At 55.9% G+C, this 15,222-nt stretch carries 11 protein-coding genes; 4 read left to right on the top strand and 7 right to left on the bottom strand.

Annotated features, from left to right (window positions below; all coding sequences use genetic code 11):
• Positions 1-4: 4 nt before the first annotated feature.
• Both D7S44_RS15525 and D7S44_RS15520 read right to left on the bottom strand, forming a co-directional pair.
• Positions 5-868: an oxidoreductase gene (locus tag D7S44_RS15525; protein WP_120456363.1), complete on the bottom strand. Its 864-nt coding sequence runs from the start codon at positions 866-868 to the stop codon at positions 5-7.
• Positions 869-964: 96 nt separating this feature from the next.
• Positions 965-1,723 carry a hypothetical protein gene (locus D7S44_RS15520; RefSeq protein WP_120456361.1) on the bottom strand — a complete coding sequence of 253 codons (759 nt, stop codon included), beginning with the start codon at positions 1,721-1,723 and terminating at the stop codon, positions 965-967.
• Positions 1,724-2,047: 324 nt separating this feature from the next.
• On the opposite strand from D7S44_RS15520, the gene D7S44_RS15515 reads away from it, so the two are divergent.
• Positions 2,048-3,595, top strand: coding sequence for a GGDEF domain-containing protein (locus D7S44_RS15515; protein WP_120456359.1), 1,548 nt, complete (start codon positions 2,048-2,050; stop codon positions 3,593-3,595).
• 3 nt (positions 3,596-3,598) lie between these two features.
• Here the strand turns inward: D7S44_RS15515 and D7S44_RS15510 are convergent, their stop codons facing one another.
• Both D7S44_RS15510 and fliD read right to left on the bottom strand, forming a co-directional pair.
• Entirely contained in the window at positions 3,599-6,178 is a 2,580-nt protein-coding gene (locus D7S44_RS15510) for a bifunctional diguanylate cyclase/phosphodiesterase (RefSeq protein ID WP_272867890.1), read from the bottom strand.
• A gap of 152 nt (positions 6,179-6,330) precedes the next feature.
• Positions 6,331-7,740, bottom strand: coding sequence for a flagellar filament capping protein FliD (gene fliD, locus D7S44_RS15505; RefSeq protein ID WP_120456358.1), 1,410 nt, complete (start codon positions 7,738-7,740; stop codon positions 6,331-6,333).
• Positions 7,741-7,954: 214 nt separating this feature from the next.
• Between fliD and D7S44_RS15500 the strand changes: the two genes are divergently transcribed.
• Positions 7,955-9,604 carry a methyl-accepting chemotaxis protein gene (locus D7S44_RS15500; RefSeq protein WP_120456355.1) on the top strand — a complete coding sequence of 550 codons (1,650 nt, stop codon included), beginning with the start codon at positions 7,955-7,957 and terminating at the stop codon, positions 9,602-9,604.
• Between the two features lie 339 nt (positions 9,605-9,943).
• Here the strand turns inward: D7S44_RS15500 and D7S44_RS15490 are convergent, their stop codons facing one another.
• A complete protein-coding gene (locus tag D7S44_RS15490) occupies positions 9,944-10,975 on the bottom strand; it encodes a methionine synthase (RefSeq protein ID WP_120456593.1) in 1,032 nt (343 codons plus the stop codon).
• A 26-nt stretch (positions 10,976-11,001) separates the two neighbouring features.
• A complete protein-coding gene (locus D7S44_RS15485) occupies positions 11,002-11,985 on the bottom strand; it encodes a DUF1852 domain-containing protein (RefSeq protein WP_120456353.1) in 984 nt (327 codons plus the stop codon).
• 528 nt (positions 11,986-12,513) lie between these two features.
• On the opposite strand from D7S44_RS15485, the gene D7S44_RS15480 reads away from it, so the two are divergent.
• Together D7S44_RS15480 and D7S44_RS15475 are read left to right on the top strand one after the other, a co-directional pair.
• Entirely contained in the window at positions 12,514-13,284 is a 771-nt protein-coding gene (locus D7S44_RS15480) for a transporter substrate-binding domain-containing protein (RefSeq protein WP_120456351.1), read from the top strand.
• 82 nt (positions 13,285-13,366) lie between these two features.
• Positions 13,367-14,455 carry a DUF2817 domain-containing protein gene (locus D7S44_RS15475; protein ID WP_120456349.1) on the top strand — a complete coding sequence of 363 codons (1,089 nt, stop codon included), beginning with the start codon at positions 13,367-13,369 and terminating at the stop codon, positions 14,453-14,455.
• Here the strand turns inward: D7S44_RS15475 and D7S44_RS15470 are convergent.
• Entirely contained in the window at positions 14,440-15,210 is a 771-nt protein-coding gene (locus D7S44_RS15470; RefSeq protein WP_120456347.1) for a HalD/BesD family halogenase, read from the bottom strand. The genes D7S44_RS15475 and D7S44_RS15470 overlap by 16 nt on opposite strands.
• Between the last annotated feature and the right edge of the window lie 12 nt (positions 15,211-15,222).

The following is a 15,222-nucleotide window of genomic DNA, read 5'->3' as shown; positions in this document are numbered from 1 at the left end:
CGGCCTATTTTTTACCTATACCATTAAGTATTTCCAGCGCATCGTCGGGCAGCGTTAGCTGCGCCGCCGCCAGATTCTCCCGCAAATGCTCAGGCGACGAGGTGCCGGGAATCAGCAGAATATTGGGCGAACGTTGCAGCAGCCAGGCAAGCGCCACCTGCATCGGCGTAGCGTTAAGCTGCTGCGCCACCTGGGTCAGCTGAGTAGACTGCAACGGCGTGAAGCCGCCGAGCGGAAAGAAGGGCACATAGGGAATGCCTTGTGCGGCGAGCTTGTCGATAAGGGCATCATCCTCGCGATTAGCAAGATTATAGAGATTCTGCACGCAGGCGATCTCAGTCAGCTGTTGCGCCTCTTCCACCTGACGCGCGGTGACGTTGCTCAGCCCGATATGGCGGATCACCCCTTGCTCTTTTAATTCAATCAGCGCGTTAAGCTGCGGCATCAGCGAGCCTTCGACCGGTTTTTGTGGGTTGATCATGCTGCGCAAATTCACGACTTCAAGCACGCCGAGATCGAGATTGCGCAGGTTGTCTTCTACCGCGCTAACCAGCTCGTCGGGAGAAAACGCGGGTAGCCAGCCCCCTTTTTCATCGCGTCGCGCGCCAACTTTGGTAACGATAATCAGATCTTCAGGATAGGGATGCAGCGCCTTTTTGATCAGCTGATTGGTCAGATGCGGGCCGTAAAAATCGCTGGTGTCGATATGACGAACGCCTGCCGCGATGGCATCGCGCAGCACCTGTAGCGCACGCGCCTCGTCTTTGGGCGGGCCAAAGACGCCGGGACCCGCTAGCTGCATCGCGCCATAACCCACACGGCCGACCTCATCATCGCCAAGACGATAGCGAAGGGGAACCTGAGACATAATAACCTCCTGGTGAAAGGGACTCAGTAAGTGTAATCGTTACAGCCTGATTCAGCGTCTGAAGATAACGGCAGGTAAAAGAGGGAAGGCGGCCGCTCAGGCGACCGCGGGCACTTGCGGAAAGAGATGGTGGACACGGCGATCGGGGCCACAGAGCAATACCGGATGGCCTTTATCCAGATACGTCATATAGTGCTGATGCATCAGCTCCGTCAGGCCTGCGCCACACCATAAAAGATGATGCTGATGAGAAGAGGCGGGCTGATGGACGGCGCTAAAATGCCGGACTTCGACGCAGAAACCCTGGCGGCTCAGTCTGATCGCCTCCAGCCAGATCTCGGTTTTATTTTGTTCGCTCAGGCTTTCCAGCAGCAGCGGGACGGCGGCGGTGCGCGTAGCGTTACGCATCGCGCTGCCCGCATGGGCGACAATCAGGCGGTGAAAGCGCTCTCTGCGTCGGCCTGCGCCAGCGCGCACGTCGTCGCGCAGCCACTGATTGAGCGGCAGCAGAAGCTGTAACACGAAATCGTCGCCGGTAAAGTTACTGGCGAGCTTGCGCAGTAATACGTTCAGCGACTGCTCGCTGCCATATTCCAGCTGCCAGAGCATATCGCCGCGTCGCGCCGCCCAGCCGCCGGTACGCAACGGGCGCTCGGTCTCCTGCGCGGCTCTGATCTCGCGGATGGTGGCACCCTGGCTGGTAAGACGTGTCATATCCAGCACGTCCTGAAGCTGCGCCTCAGACCATTCGTTACCGGATACATATTTATTAATGAATCCGCTACGGTACCAGCGCTTCAGATTAAGAAGAGCGGCTCCCGATATCGCGCAGATGGTTTCAGATGAGTAGGTCATATGCTGTCCTTGAACGGAGAGCGAATAGCCACCGCTTCGCACAGTGGATGAATATCCAGTCTGAACCTGTCGCCGCGAAATTAATACAGCATAAAATATTGTTTTACTTACCGTTTGGCTTTTTCGGGTGCAGGTGTCCTTTGGAATTAGCGACTTAGCGAGTAACGAGATGAAATGTGAATATTTTATTTAAGCTGTTGATTTTGATCTTAAGGAAGTGATGCGCCGCGCCCTCACCGCCGACTCGCAGAAGCCCGCTCTGCTTACTGCGCGTTAAGGCTTCTGTATGCTTAACTTATCAGAAGTATTTCAGAGAGGCGGGACATGAAACTGAAAAGGAGAAGCGATCGAGCGATAGCGTTAAATCGCTCGCTGCCCAGAAGCATCGCGCTGGCCGGGCTGGTGCTCACGCTGGCGGTTATCGGGCTTAACCTCTGGACAATGCGTGAAGCCTGGCGCGATACCATTATTCAGGCTGAACAGATGGCGGAAAACCTTTCTGTATCCCAGGCGCGCCAGGCGGATGACACCATATTGCAGACGGAGCTGTCATTACGTCAGGTGCAGCATCAGCTGATGAGCCAGATGGCGACTGGCGTCGACAACGCCGCACTCAGCCATACCATGCAGGAGCTGGCGAGCCGACTACCGCAGCTACACGGTCTCTTTTACTACAGCGCCGATGGAAAATGGCTCGCCACTTCTGCGGCGCACATCCCCAAAGGAATTAATAACGCCGACCGCGAATATTTCCACTTTCACCGCGTGAATCCGCGTGACAGCGTGCATATCGGGCCGGTGCTGCGCAGCCGCAGCACCGGCGAGCTGGTGATACCGGTATCGCTGCGCGTCAATGACCTTTCTGGCGGCTTCAACGGCATTTTGCTCGCCACCATTCGGGTCGACTATTTTCGTCACTACTACAGTTACTATGAGCTGGGCCCGCAGGATGTCCTGGTGCTGATGCTGGCGGACAGCACGGTGCTCTATGCGAGGCCGATGCCCGACAGCTTTATTGGCAAAAACCTCTCATCCAGCCATCTTTTTCAGGCCATGCTCTCCAGCTCGGATAAGGGAAGCGGCCAGTGGCGGGCGGCGCTGGACGGCAAGGCGCGTATTTTCGGTTTTGCCCGCGCCGAGCGCTATGGGCTGGTGGTGGCGGCAGGCTACGATAAACACGACCTGCTGAAAAAGTGGCTTAAAGGGCAGGTTGAATATGTACTGTTCGATCTGGCGTTGCTGGCGGGGATTATGCTGCTTGGCGCTTATATTCTTGGTCAGGCGAGACGCAGTCTGCGCTATCAGCAGGAGCTGACTCGCCTGCGCGACGAGCTGACGGCGGCTAATCTTTCGCTGGAAAACCTGGCGCACGCCGACGGCCTGACCGGGCTGGCGAACCGCCGCCAGTTCGATCTGTTTTTACAGCAAAGCCTGCTCGACGCGGCGGAAAAAAATCAGCAGGTGTCGCTCATCCTGATGGATATCGACTATTTCAAACGTTACAACGACACCTACGGCCATGTTGCTGGCGATGCCTGTCTGAAGGCGGTCGCCAGCGCGCTGAAAGCGCTGCCGCTGCGCAGTACCGACAAGGTGGCGAGATATGGCGGCGAAGAGTTCGCCATTATTTTGCCCGGCGCGACGGGGCCGGATGCGTTAAATATCGCCAGCGCGGCTGTGGAGGCGGTCAGCGCGCGTAATATTCCGCATGACTCCTCTTCCATCGCCGCCCATGTCACCCTGAGCGCGGGATGCGCCACTTTTCTGCCGGAAAAAGACCGCCCGGAGCCGCAGGCGCTGATCGAGCAGGCGGACGAGGCGCTCTATCTGGCGAAACATAGCGGGCGCAACCAGGCGAGGCGTTGCGCTTAAGCGTTAAGAGGAGGATGACGTGGCGCAGTAGGTTTCAGCAATTTGCGCCAGCGGCTGAGGTTTTCCGATGTAATAACCCTGCAGGCCGTCGCACTCCATCTCCTTGAGCTGCTCCATCTGACAGGCGGTTTCGACGCCTTCCGCGGTGATGCTCAGCGAATAGGCTTTGCCAAGCCCCACCATGTTCTGGACTATCTTTCGCGCCTGCGAGGAATCGTTAAGCGGAAAGATAAACGATTTATCAATCTTGATGCCGTCGAACGGAAAGGTGCGCAGATAGTTCAGCGAGGCATAGCCGGTGCCGAAATCGTCGATCAGAAACTTCACGCCCAGCGCCTTGATCGCCTGCATAATCTCAAGGGTGGTTTCGGGGTCCTGCAGCATGGCGCTCTCCGTGACCTCGATCTCCAGGCGGCTGCTCGGCAGCCCCGTGGCATCCAGCGCGGCGCGGATGCGCCTCGGCAAGCCCTTATCGCTGAATTCCACTGCGGAGAGGTTAACTGACACCGCCAGTCCTGGCAGCTCGCGGTGCGTATCTTCGCAGGCCCGCAGCAGCACCCAGTCGCTCAGCGCGCTGATCAGCCCGGTCTCCTCCGCCAGCGGAATAAACTGATCGGGCATCAGCACGCCGTGCTGCTTGTGGTGCCAGCGCACCAGCGCCTCGACGGCGGTAACGCGCGCGGTGCGCACATCGTAGCGCGGCTGCCAGGCGAGCCGCAGCTGATCGCTGTGGATCGCTTCACGCAGCTCACGCTCCATCTCGCGACGCTGCACGATCTTCTCTCCCATGTCGCGCTGGTAAAAGACCCAGTTATTGCGTCCGGTGTTTTTCGCCTTATAGAGCGCGATATCCGCATAGCGCAGCAGATCGCCGGGGTTGGTGCCATCCTGCGGCGCCAGCGCGACGCCCAGACTGGCGCCGATAAAGACTTCGCCGCCGTTAATGGCGAAGGGCTGATTGATTTGAGTAATGATGCGGCTGCAAAGATCGCTAATCTCTTCGCGGGTAGGGATGTCAGAGACGAGCATGACAAACTCATCGCCGCCGAGACGGGCGGTCATGCCGGCATCTTTCAGGCAGGCGTTGAAGCGCGCCGAGACCTCATGCAGCACGCTGTCGCCTGCGGCATGGCCGTAGAGATCGTTAACCGGCTTAAATTTGTCCAGGTCGATCATAATCACCGCCAGCGGCCTGTCGCTTTGCAGCGCGCCGTTGAGCTTGCCCGCCAGGCAGGCGTTCATCTGCGCGCGGTTGGGCAAGCCGGTCAGCTCATCGAACTGCGAGAGATAGCGGACACGCGCTTCCGCCTCAACCTCCAGCGTGACGTCGGTAGCGGTGCCGCGATACCCCTCTTTGCCCTGCGCCAGCGTCACGGGCCGCAGCGTCAGATTGCAGAAGCGAATATGCTGCTGCGCAGATCGGTAACGACAGCGCAAGAGCGTCAGCGGCTCGCCGGGCTGCTCCCGCTGCGTCAGGCGATCCAGTAGGTCGTCATCATCGAGCAAAAAGGCGTGCAGCGGCTGTTGCAGCCAGTCCTGGCTGTGGTAGCCGGTAACGGCGGGAAAGCGTCCGGAAATCCAGGTAAAGCGCAGCTGCGCATCCGCTTCCCAGATCCAGTCGGTGGTGCTCTCCGCCACGTCACGAAAGCGCTGTTCGCTGGCGGCAAGCGCCTGCTGGCTCTGCTCCAGCAGAAAGGTGCTGACGTCGCTGTTGCGCGCCTTGCGCAGCGCGCTGCGCATGAGCATAGCGGCGGAAAAAAAGGTGGCGCACATCATCAGCACCAGCAGCGGCAGCAGCCAGGTGAGCAGCGCGCCGCCGGGATTATCGCTTTGCCACTTTAGCGTGACTGCGCCGCCCAGCGCGGGGATGCCATAGCGGTCACCTTCCTCTGCGTCGCTGGCAGGCGCGTCGGTATAGCTGAGCTTTTGAATACCATACTCCGCGCCCAGGCTCTGCAGCTTCGCAGGCGTCAGGCGATCAACAAAAATCATCACCGAGGGCGGCCCGGCGACTTCCGCAACGCTACGATCGCCGCCGGTGGTGATCCAGGCGGCGCCGACCAGCGCAACCTGACCGTGAGAGCGTACCAGGCAGGATATTGCCTTTCCGTCGCTCTGCTGCAGGCGCTGCTTCAGGGCGTTAAGGGGATCCTGCTCCAGCCACGCCTGAAAATCTTCCTGCTGCAGCGTGCCGTTGAGCACGCTGTAACGGGTCTGGCCGCCGGGCGTAATAACGAATACGCCCTCATAGCTGAAAGTGTTAAACAGCGATCTGCCCAGATTCTGTTTTTGCCACGCCCATTCAAGGTTAAGGGTGCGGTGCAGATTGTTATAGGCTTCGCCCCATTCAGCGTTATCGCTCAGGTGAAAGCGCATGCTCTCTTCACGGCTGGCGAAGGCTCTGTCCAGCAACAGTCCGCTGCGATGATTCGCTTTATCATTCAGATCGTCTGCGACGCAAAGCAGCGCGGTCAGCGCGGCGAAAAAAGAGAGGCCGAGCAGAACCAGCATAATAATCATCGGTTTTCTGACCAGGCCGCGGGCGCGTCCGTCAGAGTAAGGGTGAAGAGCATAAGAAGTCATAAGTAGTCGCCGCGCCAGAGAAAGTCGAGAAAATCTGTTCCAGATGCACGTCTCAGTTATCGGCAGCAAAGGGGCTGGACTACAGCGCTGGCGTGAATGAATTGTGACAATAAAGGGGTCCGGCCGCTGCGTGGGCCGGACGCAAGCGTCAGTTACTTATCGCTTTTAGAAAGGTTTTCAAACTGTTGAGTAAGATAGGAGCTGGTATTGTTCAGTACGCTCATCATCTTATCCAGGTTGGTGAACTGCGTTTTATAACGCGCAATGGTCGCGTCGATTTTCTTGCTGGCCTGATTGTACTGATCGGTCAGCTGATTCAGCTTCTTACTGATGCTGTCGGTCGCGCTCTGTAGTGCCCCTTTGCTGTTGAGAATGGCGGTCATGCTGTTTGCCAGACCGGTAGCGATACCGCTTTTCTTACCGTCGCCGGTGAAAATATCGCGCATCGCATCCGGCTTCACCGACAGCATGTTGCCCAGCTTATCGGCATCCAGTTTAAGCTTGCCGGTAGTAGGGTCAGAAGTAATGCCGGTCTGCGACAGGGTTTTATAAGTGGCGGAACCGGACCCGTTGGCGAGAATGCCTTTCAGCTGCGTCTGAATCAGGCGTAACGTGCCGTCGCCCAGCAGCGCGCCATTTTTCGTATCCTGATCTTTGCCTGCATCGACCGGCGTATATTTGGTCAGGGTCGTCATCGTGTCCTGCAGACTGTTGTAAGCATTGACCCAGTCGCTAATGGCGGTTTTGGCTTTGGCGGTGTCGCTGACGACGCTCAGGGTCTGGTTGCCGCTGGTGACGTCGTGCAGCTTCAGGGTGATGCCCTCAACGGCGTCGCTGATAACGTTGCTGCTGCTCTCGATATGGACGTTATTGATGGTCAGGCTGGCATTTTGCGCCGCCACATTCTGCTGCATGCCGCTGGCGCTCGCCGCCGGGCCGAAACCGATAAAATCCTGCAGCGCATCGTCGCCTTCCACGCTAATCGCCTTCACCGCATGGCCGGTACCGGTCTGGGTAGAGGTCATCGACAGGCGATAGCTGGCGTCCGATACGCGAATAATGCTGGCGCTGACGCCGGCGTTCGCCTTGTTGATGGTGTCGCGCAGCGCGGTCAGCGAGGTTTGATCTTGCGTCAGGGTGATGCTGGTCTCTTTCCCGTCCTCCGACAGGATCTTCAGCGTGCGGCTTGCCGCATCATTGCCCACCGGCGTTTTGATATCGCCTTTCGCCGCGCTGGTCAGGGTTTGCGCCTGCGCCAGCTGCGTCACGCTGATGCTGTACTTACCGGCCACCGCGCCGCCGTCTGAGTCGGCGCTAAAGGCGGTCGAGCTGCTTGACGTCGTGGTTTGCGTGTAAAGGCCCGCCTCCTGCAGTTTGCTGTTAGCGGTCTGAAAAGCCTGTACGGCGGTTTTCAGCGTGCCGTAGGCGGAGAGCCTGGCGGTCGCAGCGGACTGCTGCTTTGAAACAGGGGCAAGTACTTGTTTTTCCGCGCTAGTGAGTTTGTCCAGTATGTCGCTTAGCTTAAGTCCAGAGCCAATGCCTAATGTAGAAACGCCTGCCATATCACTTCCTTTTGGTAATAGTCGCTAACATCCGTTATCGGCAGCATTACTTAAACCTTAAATAATTTTGTGTGAATCCTTACGAAATGCTTACAAAGGAAGTAAGCGAAGCGGGGTAATTTAATTAATTAAAGCCAGATTGTTGCCGATTATAAGGAAGCTAAACCCTGCCTGAACGCATAAGGTCAGGGGCGCTTACCTTATGGAGACCAGGATGAACATCACCCAACGCCTGCTGTTGGCATTCTCGCTGCTGTTTGGCGCGATTATTTTACAGGCCATACTGGCTATCTCTCTGCTGTCCGGTTTTCAGGATCGCTTTGAATATGTCCAGGCTAACGCCATTCCCTCAATTAAAGATGTCGGGAAAATGATTGATGAGAGTAATCAGCTGGCGCTGACGCTCTACAAGCATCAGATCCAGACCGACGACGCGAAGTTTGCCGATGTGGAAAAGACGATCACTGCGCAGCTGGCGCTGCTCAAATCGCAGATCGATTACTACATGGCGAACGATATTTCCAACGATGAGGATAAGCGGCTGAGTAATCTCGCCTATGAACACCTGCGTGCCATTAACGATCGGCTGCCTGCGTTTCTCGCCGCCTCACATGCGCATCAGAATGCGGTGAGCGTGGGGTTGATTGAGGGGAGTGATGGCGTCGGCGCGGCTATCCGCGACATGATTGCCGATTACCAGAAACAGCTGACGCTGAATATCGACATCAGCAACCAGCTGCGTGATACCAACCGCGGCCTGTTTAAAACCGTCTTGTGGGCCACCATCGGCGGCGTTATCGCCACTGTGGTGCTGTTCGGCCTCTTTTCGATCTTCACTATTTTGCGCATTCGCCGCAGCCTGTCGGCAATGGGTAAGGTGATGGCGAGCGCCAGCGAAAACCTTGACCTGACGCTGAATGCCGATGAGAGCCGTCGCGATGAAATTGGCAATATGGCGCGCGCCTTTAACCATCTGATGCAGCGCGTCGCCTCGGCGCTCGTCTCGGTCAACCAGGCGTCGCAGTCGGTCAGCAGCGCCTCGGTGCAAATCTCCGCTGGCAATGAAGATCTCTCTTCGCGCACTGAGCAGCAGGCGGCGTCGCTGGAGCAGACGGCGGCCAGCATGACTGAACTGAGCGAAACCGTGCGCCAGACCGCGGACAATACGCGTCAGGCGAGTCAGCTGGCGGCCAACGCCAGCACCCTCTCTGAGAAGAGCGGCGAGTCGCTGACCACGATGCTGGCGACGATGGATAACATCCGCGGCAGCTCGCGCAAGGTAAACGAGATCGTTTCCATGATTGAAGGCATCGCGTTCCAGACCAATATTCTGGCGCTGAATGCGGCGGTAGAAGCGGCGCGCGCAGGGGAACACGGTAAAGGTTTCGCCGTGGTGGCGGGTGAGGTGAGAAACCTGTCGCAGCGTTCAACCACCGCCGCCCATGAGATTAAAGCGCTGATTGAAGCCTCTCATCAGCTGACGGAAGCGGGCGCTGCGCAGGCAAGCGACGTCGGCCGCAATATGGACGTGATGAAAGATGCGATTCGTCAGGTAAGCGATTTAGTCGGCGAGATCGCCGCCGCTGCGGTCGAACAGAGCCAGGGCATTGCGCAGGTGCATCAGGCGGTGAACCAGATGGATGATGTAACCCAGCAGAACACCGCGCTGGTCGAAGAGGCTTCGGCGGCCTCGCAGTCGCTGCAGGAGCAGGCCAGCGCGCTGACTGAGCTGGTCGGCAAGTTCCGCGTCGGTAACGATGCGGAGGTCGCCGCGGCGCGCACGCCAGCGGTTCAACCGTCGCGTCGATCCCCTGCGCCGCAGCGCGTAGCGGTGATTAACGAGGCGGAGTGGCAGAGCTTTTAATGTAAAGAGACGCTTTTAAGGCTGCTTACCGACTCGGTAAAGGATCGGTTAAACCAACCTTGAGCGGTACAGAAATCCGGAAACGATGCCGTTTCCGGATTTTTTTCGCTTAAGGGGATTCAATGATGTAAAACCCTTCCGCTGCGCCCGGTTCCGTGAAGTAACGCGTTATAGCGTCAAACTGTTTGTCAGTCGCGGAAAGCCAACAAAAGACGATAAGGGTCACGGATGAACGAGAGGGGAAAGGCTGGCAAATCAGCGATCGCGATGGGCCTTACTGCTCAGACCGGTCAGGGCAATCTGCGCGCTAACCGGACTGAGTATTGATCAGGCTCTGCGTTATTTAGCCAGAATCTCTCTTCTGACAATCTCTGCGCCTGCGCTTAACGCGTTCAGCTTCCCATTCGCCACGCGACGCGGCAAGGGGATCATGCCGCAGTTAGTGCAGGGATAGAGCTTATCGGCGTCGACAAACTGCAGGGCTTTGCGTAGGGTGTTGGCGACTTCCTCTGGCGTTTCAATCGCATTGGTCGCCACATCAATGGCGCCGACCATCACTTTTTTGCCGCGGATCAGCTCAATAAGATCCATGGGAACGCGAGAGTTCTGGCACTCCAGCGAAACGATATCGATACTGGATTTTTGCAGTTTAGGGAAAATTTCTTCGTACTGTCGCCATTCTGAACCCAGCGTCTTTTTCCAGTCTGTATTGGCTTTGATGCCGTAGCCATAACAAATATGGACAGCGGTTTCGCATTTCAGTCCTTCAATCGCCCGTTCTAAGGTAGCGATACCCCAGTCATTCACCTCATCGAAGAAGACATTAAACGCAGGCTCATCGAACTGAATAATATCTACGCCAGCCGCCTCGAGTTCTTTGGCTTCCTGATTGAGAATTTTGGCGAACTCCCAGGCGAGTTTTTCACGGCTTTTATAGTGGCTGTCATAAAGCGTGTCGATCATCGTCATCGGGCCAGGCAACGCCCATTTAATCGGCTGGCTGGTTTGCTGGCGTAAAAATTTAGCATCATCAACAAAGACAGGCTTCTGGCGGCTCACTTCGCCGACGACGGTCGGGACGCTTGCATCATAGCGATCGCGAATTTTAACAATTTCGCGCTTCTCAAAATCGACGCCGCTCAGGTGCTCGATAAAGGTCGTGACAAAATGCTGACGCGTTTGTTCGCCGTCGCTGACAATATCAATACCCGCCTGCAATTGATCCGCCAGGCATAAACGCAGCGCATCTTTTTTGCCGTCAGCTAATTCATCGCCCTGCAGTTTCCAGGGCGACCAGAGCGTCTCAGGCTGAGCGAGCCAGGAAGGTTTAGGTAAGCTGCCAGCAGTTGAAACAGGTAATAACTTTTTCATAAAGGTGACCTTGTGTATTTTTTTAATCAAAGCGCGAAATTAGCAGCCCACTGCTCAAGAACAGTCTGGTAGGGTTTAATAAAGGTTTGCTCGGTAAATTTTCCCTGCTCAATAGCTAACTGGCTACGCTCTTCTCGATCATAAACAATTCGGGTTAATGAATAATCCTGATGGTTCAGGTCTGGCTGATAGCATTTTCCAGCGGCCGAATTTGCATTATATATCTCAGGCCGGTAGATCTTCTGGAAAGTCTCCATCGTGCTGATGGTGCTGATAAGCTCAAGATTAGAGTAGTCGCTCAGTAAGTCACCGCTGAAGTAAAACGCTAACGGCGCAACGCTATTAAGCGGCATAAAATAGCGAACCTGCAGTCCCATTTTTGCAAAATAGCGATCGGTCAGGGAGGGATTATCCTGTTGATACTCTACGCCCAGTACAGGGTGCTGATTACTGGTTCTGTGGTAGATGTTTTTACTGGAAACGCTCAGGCATATCACCGGCGACTTTTTAAACTGCGCCCTGTAGGCCTCTGACGCAACGAAACTTCTGAAGATCTTGCCGTGCAAATCGCCAAAATCGTCCGGGATAGTGAACTCCGCTCTGTTTTTATTATGCTCTGATAACAGTACGCTAAAATCGTAGTCCCGCACGTAAGAGGAAAAATTATTGCCGGCAATACCCTCAATGCGCTCGCCGGTTTTGCGATCGACGACGTTTGGTTTCAGGATTTCGATCACCGGAAAAGAAGCGTTATCGCCGTTAGCATTAATAATCATCTCCACGGAAATGATATCAAGCTCGACGGCATAGCGGTCTGCTTTAGGGTTATCCCAGTGCGCCAGCGAATTAAACCGGTTGTCTATCATCACTAACGCATTGCGCAGGTTCTCCTGGCGTTTCGCCCCCCTGGCTAAATTAGCAAAGTTGGTCGTAATGCGCGTATTTTCAGAAGGGTTATAGTTCTCGTCGAAACGAAGGCGTTTAATAGCGAAGCTGAAATTTTGAGTCATCGTAATCTGGTATCCTAATTTATGATGTGAAACTTGCTCTTAATTGTTGCTGCTCAGGATATCCCGATTTTCTTTGCTTGTTTTCTCATCCACTACTCTTCATATTACTATTAGTTAACAACTCTGCATCTTTTATGCCTGAGTCATGCATTGAGTAAAAGTGATTTAAATTCACTGAACATGAATAACGTTCATGTTGGGCGCCGAGCAAGAAAAGCCAGCATGGAAGCGAAGGTGTCCTGGGGAACTCAACGGTGGAATGATGACTGGCATTAGCCGCGCGCGCAGCGCTTGTGACGCGCGAAAGGAACGCTCTCTGACTGGCCGCCCCCTCGGCCCGAGACGAATTAGGGCAAAAATAAGACGACCGCATTAAGTAAATTTTAATTGCGTATAAACATCCGCTAAAGTGCTAACAAATATAAGCATTTCCTCTCAGTTAATCTGCGTTTTTAGTGGTGGCGATCCGTTCGCCATGTTATTAGTTCTGCATGCCGTTATTTAATGTCCCGCCTGCTGGAGATAATAATGAAAAAAAGTTTGCCCCTCGCTTTATTGCTTTCGCTCAGCGCGTTTAGCCAACTCTCTGCTGCTGAGCAGACGCTGCGTTTTGGCGTTGATCCCACCTTTCCGCCGTTTGAATCCAAAGCCAGCGATGGCTCGCTCCAGGGATTTGATATTGATCTGGGCAATGCCATTTGCGCGCAGGCGAAGGTGACGTGCCAGTGGGTGCAGACAGGCTTCGATAGCAGCATCCCGGCGTTACAGGCGAAGAAGTTTGATGCCATTCTCTCGGCAATGTCGATGACGGAGAAGCGTCGCGAGCAGGTGGATTTTAGCGATATGCTCTACATCACGCCGAGCGCGTTGCTGACGCCGAAGAACAGCGCCCTGACAGAGAACACCAGCACACTGCGCGGCAAGAATATTGGGGTGGCGCAGGGCACCATTCAGGAAACCTATGCGAAAGCGAAGTGGGCGCCGCAAGGGGTCAATATCGTCTCCTATCCAAACCAGATGGAGATATATCCGGATCTGGTGGCTGGTCGTCTTGACGGCTCGCTGGCGAATGCGGTGTCAGCGGCTCAGGGATTCCTGAATACGCCGGAAGGCAAAAATTATGTTATTAAGGCAACGCTGGTTGATAAAGCGCTGCTTGGCAACGGCGTCGGTATTGGCCTGCGCAAGGGTGACGCGGTCCACCTGAAGCTGATTAATGAGGCGCTGGCGGCGCTGCATGCTAACGGAACCTACGATCGGCTGGCGAAGAAGTATTTTGAATTTAAGGTCTATCCTTAATGACTTACGCGTTTTTGCCCGTAGCCGCTGCTGAAAGGGGCAGCGGTAAGGGGGGCGGACGCAGCCAGCCGCAGGAGAAGCCATGACCGAACTGCCACATTACACCTCTCAACGCGGCCGCTTTGTTGCTGCTGTTGCTCGCCAAAACGGCACCCTGACCTCGTATAAACATCCGCTGCCAGGCCCACAGGGCGAGCCCCTTTACACAGATGTTGCCGTACTGGGCGATCTCCACGCCTCTAAAGTGATGCTGATAATCTCCGGTACGCACGGCGTGGAAGGCTATTACGGATCTGACAGTCAGATTAACTGGCTCAATCAGTTCAGTCTCACCTCCTTACCCGATGATACTGCGATTGTGCTGCTGCACCTGCTTAACCCCTGGGGTGCGGCCCATCTGCGGCGCGTCAATGAAGACAATATCGATCTCAACCGTAACTTTATCGATTTCAGTCAGGCTGCGCCCGCCAACGCGGATTACGCTGAGTGGCACGGGATCTACCACGGCGAGCGGGCTAAAGCTGACCAGCTGCTGCAGGAAACCCTTAACAGTGCAGGTTGGTTAGCGATTAAACGCGTAGTGGAAGCGGGGCAATATCAGTTTGCCGACGGCTTATTCTATGGCGGCCAGCAACCCAGCTGGTCTTATCGCACTCTGCAAAGCATTATTGAGCATCATCTTTCACATGCGACGACCCTACTCAGCTTTGATTTGCATACCGGAGCCGGAGCCTGGGGACATCCGATGCTGCTCTCTATTGCCGAACAGCCTGTCGACGCCCATCAGTGGGGAAAAAGGATCTATGGTGAATGGCTGACGCTGTTGTTCACCGGCCCCGGACGGGAGAGTGAAACCGGCGTGACCGCCACCGCCACGGGATATCTCTCGCCGTTCCTGCTGAACGCGTTGCCCGATACGCATATTTTGCCGCTGGTCGTGGAGTGCGGCACCTTTCCCGGCGAAGAGATGCATCGTCGGGTACGCGAAGACCACTGGCTGCATTTGCAGGGCGACCCGGCCAGCGAAGCGGGGCGCACTATCAAACAACGCCTGGTGGAAGGCTTCTGGCCCGCAGATCGCGACTGGCGCGATCTGGTGGCGTTTCGCACCCAGCAGATTTTCAGGCGGGGATGGGAGGGTTTATTAAGTCTCGATCACAACCGTCCATAAAAGGTCATGCGTGCGGTTTCAGACAGCGCAATGCCCGGCTGCGTATTATAAGCCAGCACGGCCAGCATCCGCGTGATATCGCCTTCGGTGGGCGTCACGCGGTGTAATGAATTGCGCCCGCGGAACAGCACTAAATCCCCGGCCTCAATCGCCAGCGCATCAACCGGGTGCCGCTGATCCAGTACGGCGGCAACGCCGTCAAAGTTCATCTCTCCGGCATCGGCGTCGCGCAGATCCTTCACATACTGGAACACGCCGCCAGCGCGCGGCTTCTGCACCAGCAGGGTGATGGCGAAAGAGGATTTATCAAAATGCCAGCCAAGCTCTTGTCCATCCGGCGCATAGTGCAGGTTGATGGAGGAGAGGGGATCGGCATAGGGATAGAGCGCGGTTTCACCCAGCACATCGCACAGAAAATGTTTAAACAGCGCATCATTATAGAGCTGGCGCAGCGGCGAATCAGCGGCGATAAGATCGTCGGTGATGCAGCCTTTGGTGCTGCTCACATCACGGTTGCGCGGATGATCGGCGCTATAGGCTTCATCAGGCTTCATCAAATAGACATTGTGCTTGCTGAGGGTGTGATATGCCTGATGGCGCTGCGCCTCACCTTCGGCAATGATGGCCTGCAGCGCGGCGGGTTGTAAAAACTGACGCAGCACCAGCGCGCCGTGCTGGTTGAGCTGTTCGCGGCAATCGCGCCGCCAGTCGGCGTCGGCAAGCGGGTGTAAATCAAAACGGATCAAAGCGGACATAGCGGCAGTTCT

The organism is Pantoea piersonii (assembly GCF_003612015.1).
Taxonomy (GTDB): domain Bacteria; phylum Pseudomonadota; class Gammaproteobacteria; order Enterobacterales; family Enterobacteriaceae; genus Pantoea; species Pantoea piersonii.
The sequence above is the reverse complement of the archived record's forward strand: the minus strand, read 5'-3'. Positions and strand labels throughout refer to the sequence as shown.

Excerpts from the sequence above, each read along its gene's own strand:
- D7S44_RS15525 (WP_120456363.1), bottom strand. The coding sequence starts at position 868 with ATGTCTCAGGTTCCCCTTCGCTATCGTCTTGGCGATGATGAGGTCGGC.
- D7S44_RS15510 (WP_272867890.1), bottom strand. The coding sequence starts at position 6,178 with ATGACTTCTTATGCTCTTCACCCTTACTCTGACGGACGCGCCCGCGGC.
- fliD (WP_120456358.1), bottom strand. The coding sequence starts at position 7,740 with ATGGCAGGCGTTTCTACATTAGGCATTGGCTCTGGACTTAAGCTAAGC.
- D7S44_RS15475 (WP_120456349.1), top strand. The coding sequence starts at position 13,367 with ATGACCGAACTGCCACATTACACCTCTCAACGCGGCCGCTTTGTTGCT.
- D7S44_RS15520 (WP_120456361.1), bottom strand. The coding sequence starts at position 1,723 with ATGACCTACTCATCTGAAACCATCTGCGCGATATCGGGAGCCGCTCTT.
- D7S44_RS15480 (WP_120456351.1), top strand. The coding sequence starts at position 12,514 with ATGAAAAAAAGTTTGCCCCTCGCTTTATTGCTTTCGCTCAGCGCGTTT.
- D7S44_RS15485 (WP_120456353.1), bottom strand. The coding sequence starts at position 11,985 with ATGACTCAAAATTTCAGCTTCGCTATTAAACGCCTTCGTTTCGACGAG.
- D7S44_RS15515 (WP_120456359.1), top strand. The coding sequence starts at position 2,048 with ATGAAACTGAAAAGGAGAAGCGATCGAGCGATAGCGTTAAATCGCTCG.
- D7S44_RS15490 (WP_120456593.1), bottom strand. The coding sequence starts at position 10,975 with ATGAAAAAGTTATTACCTGTTTCAACTGCTGGCAGCTTACCTAAACCT.
- D7S44_RS15470 (WP_120456347.1), bottom strand. The coding sequence starts at position 15,210 with ATGTCCGCTTTGATCCGTTTTGATTTACACCCGCTTGCCGACGCCGAC.
- D7S44_RS15500 (WP_120456355.1), top strand. The coding sequence starts at position 7,955 with ATGAACATCACCCAACGCCTGCTGTTGGCATTCTCGCTGCTGTTTGGC.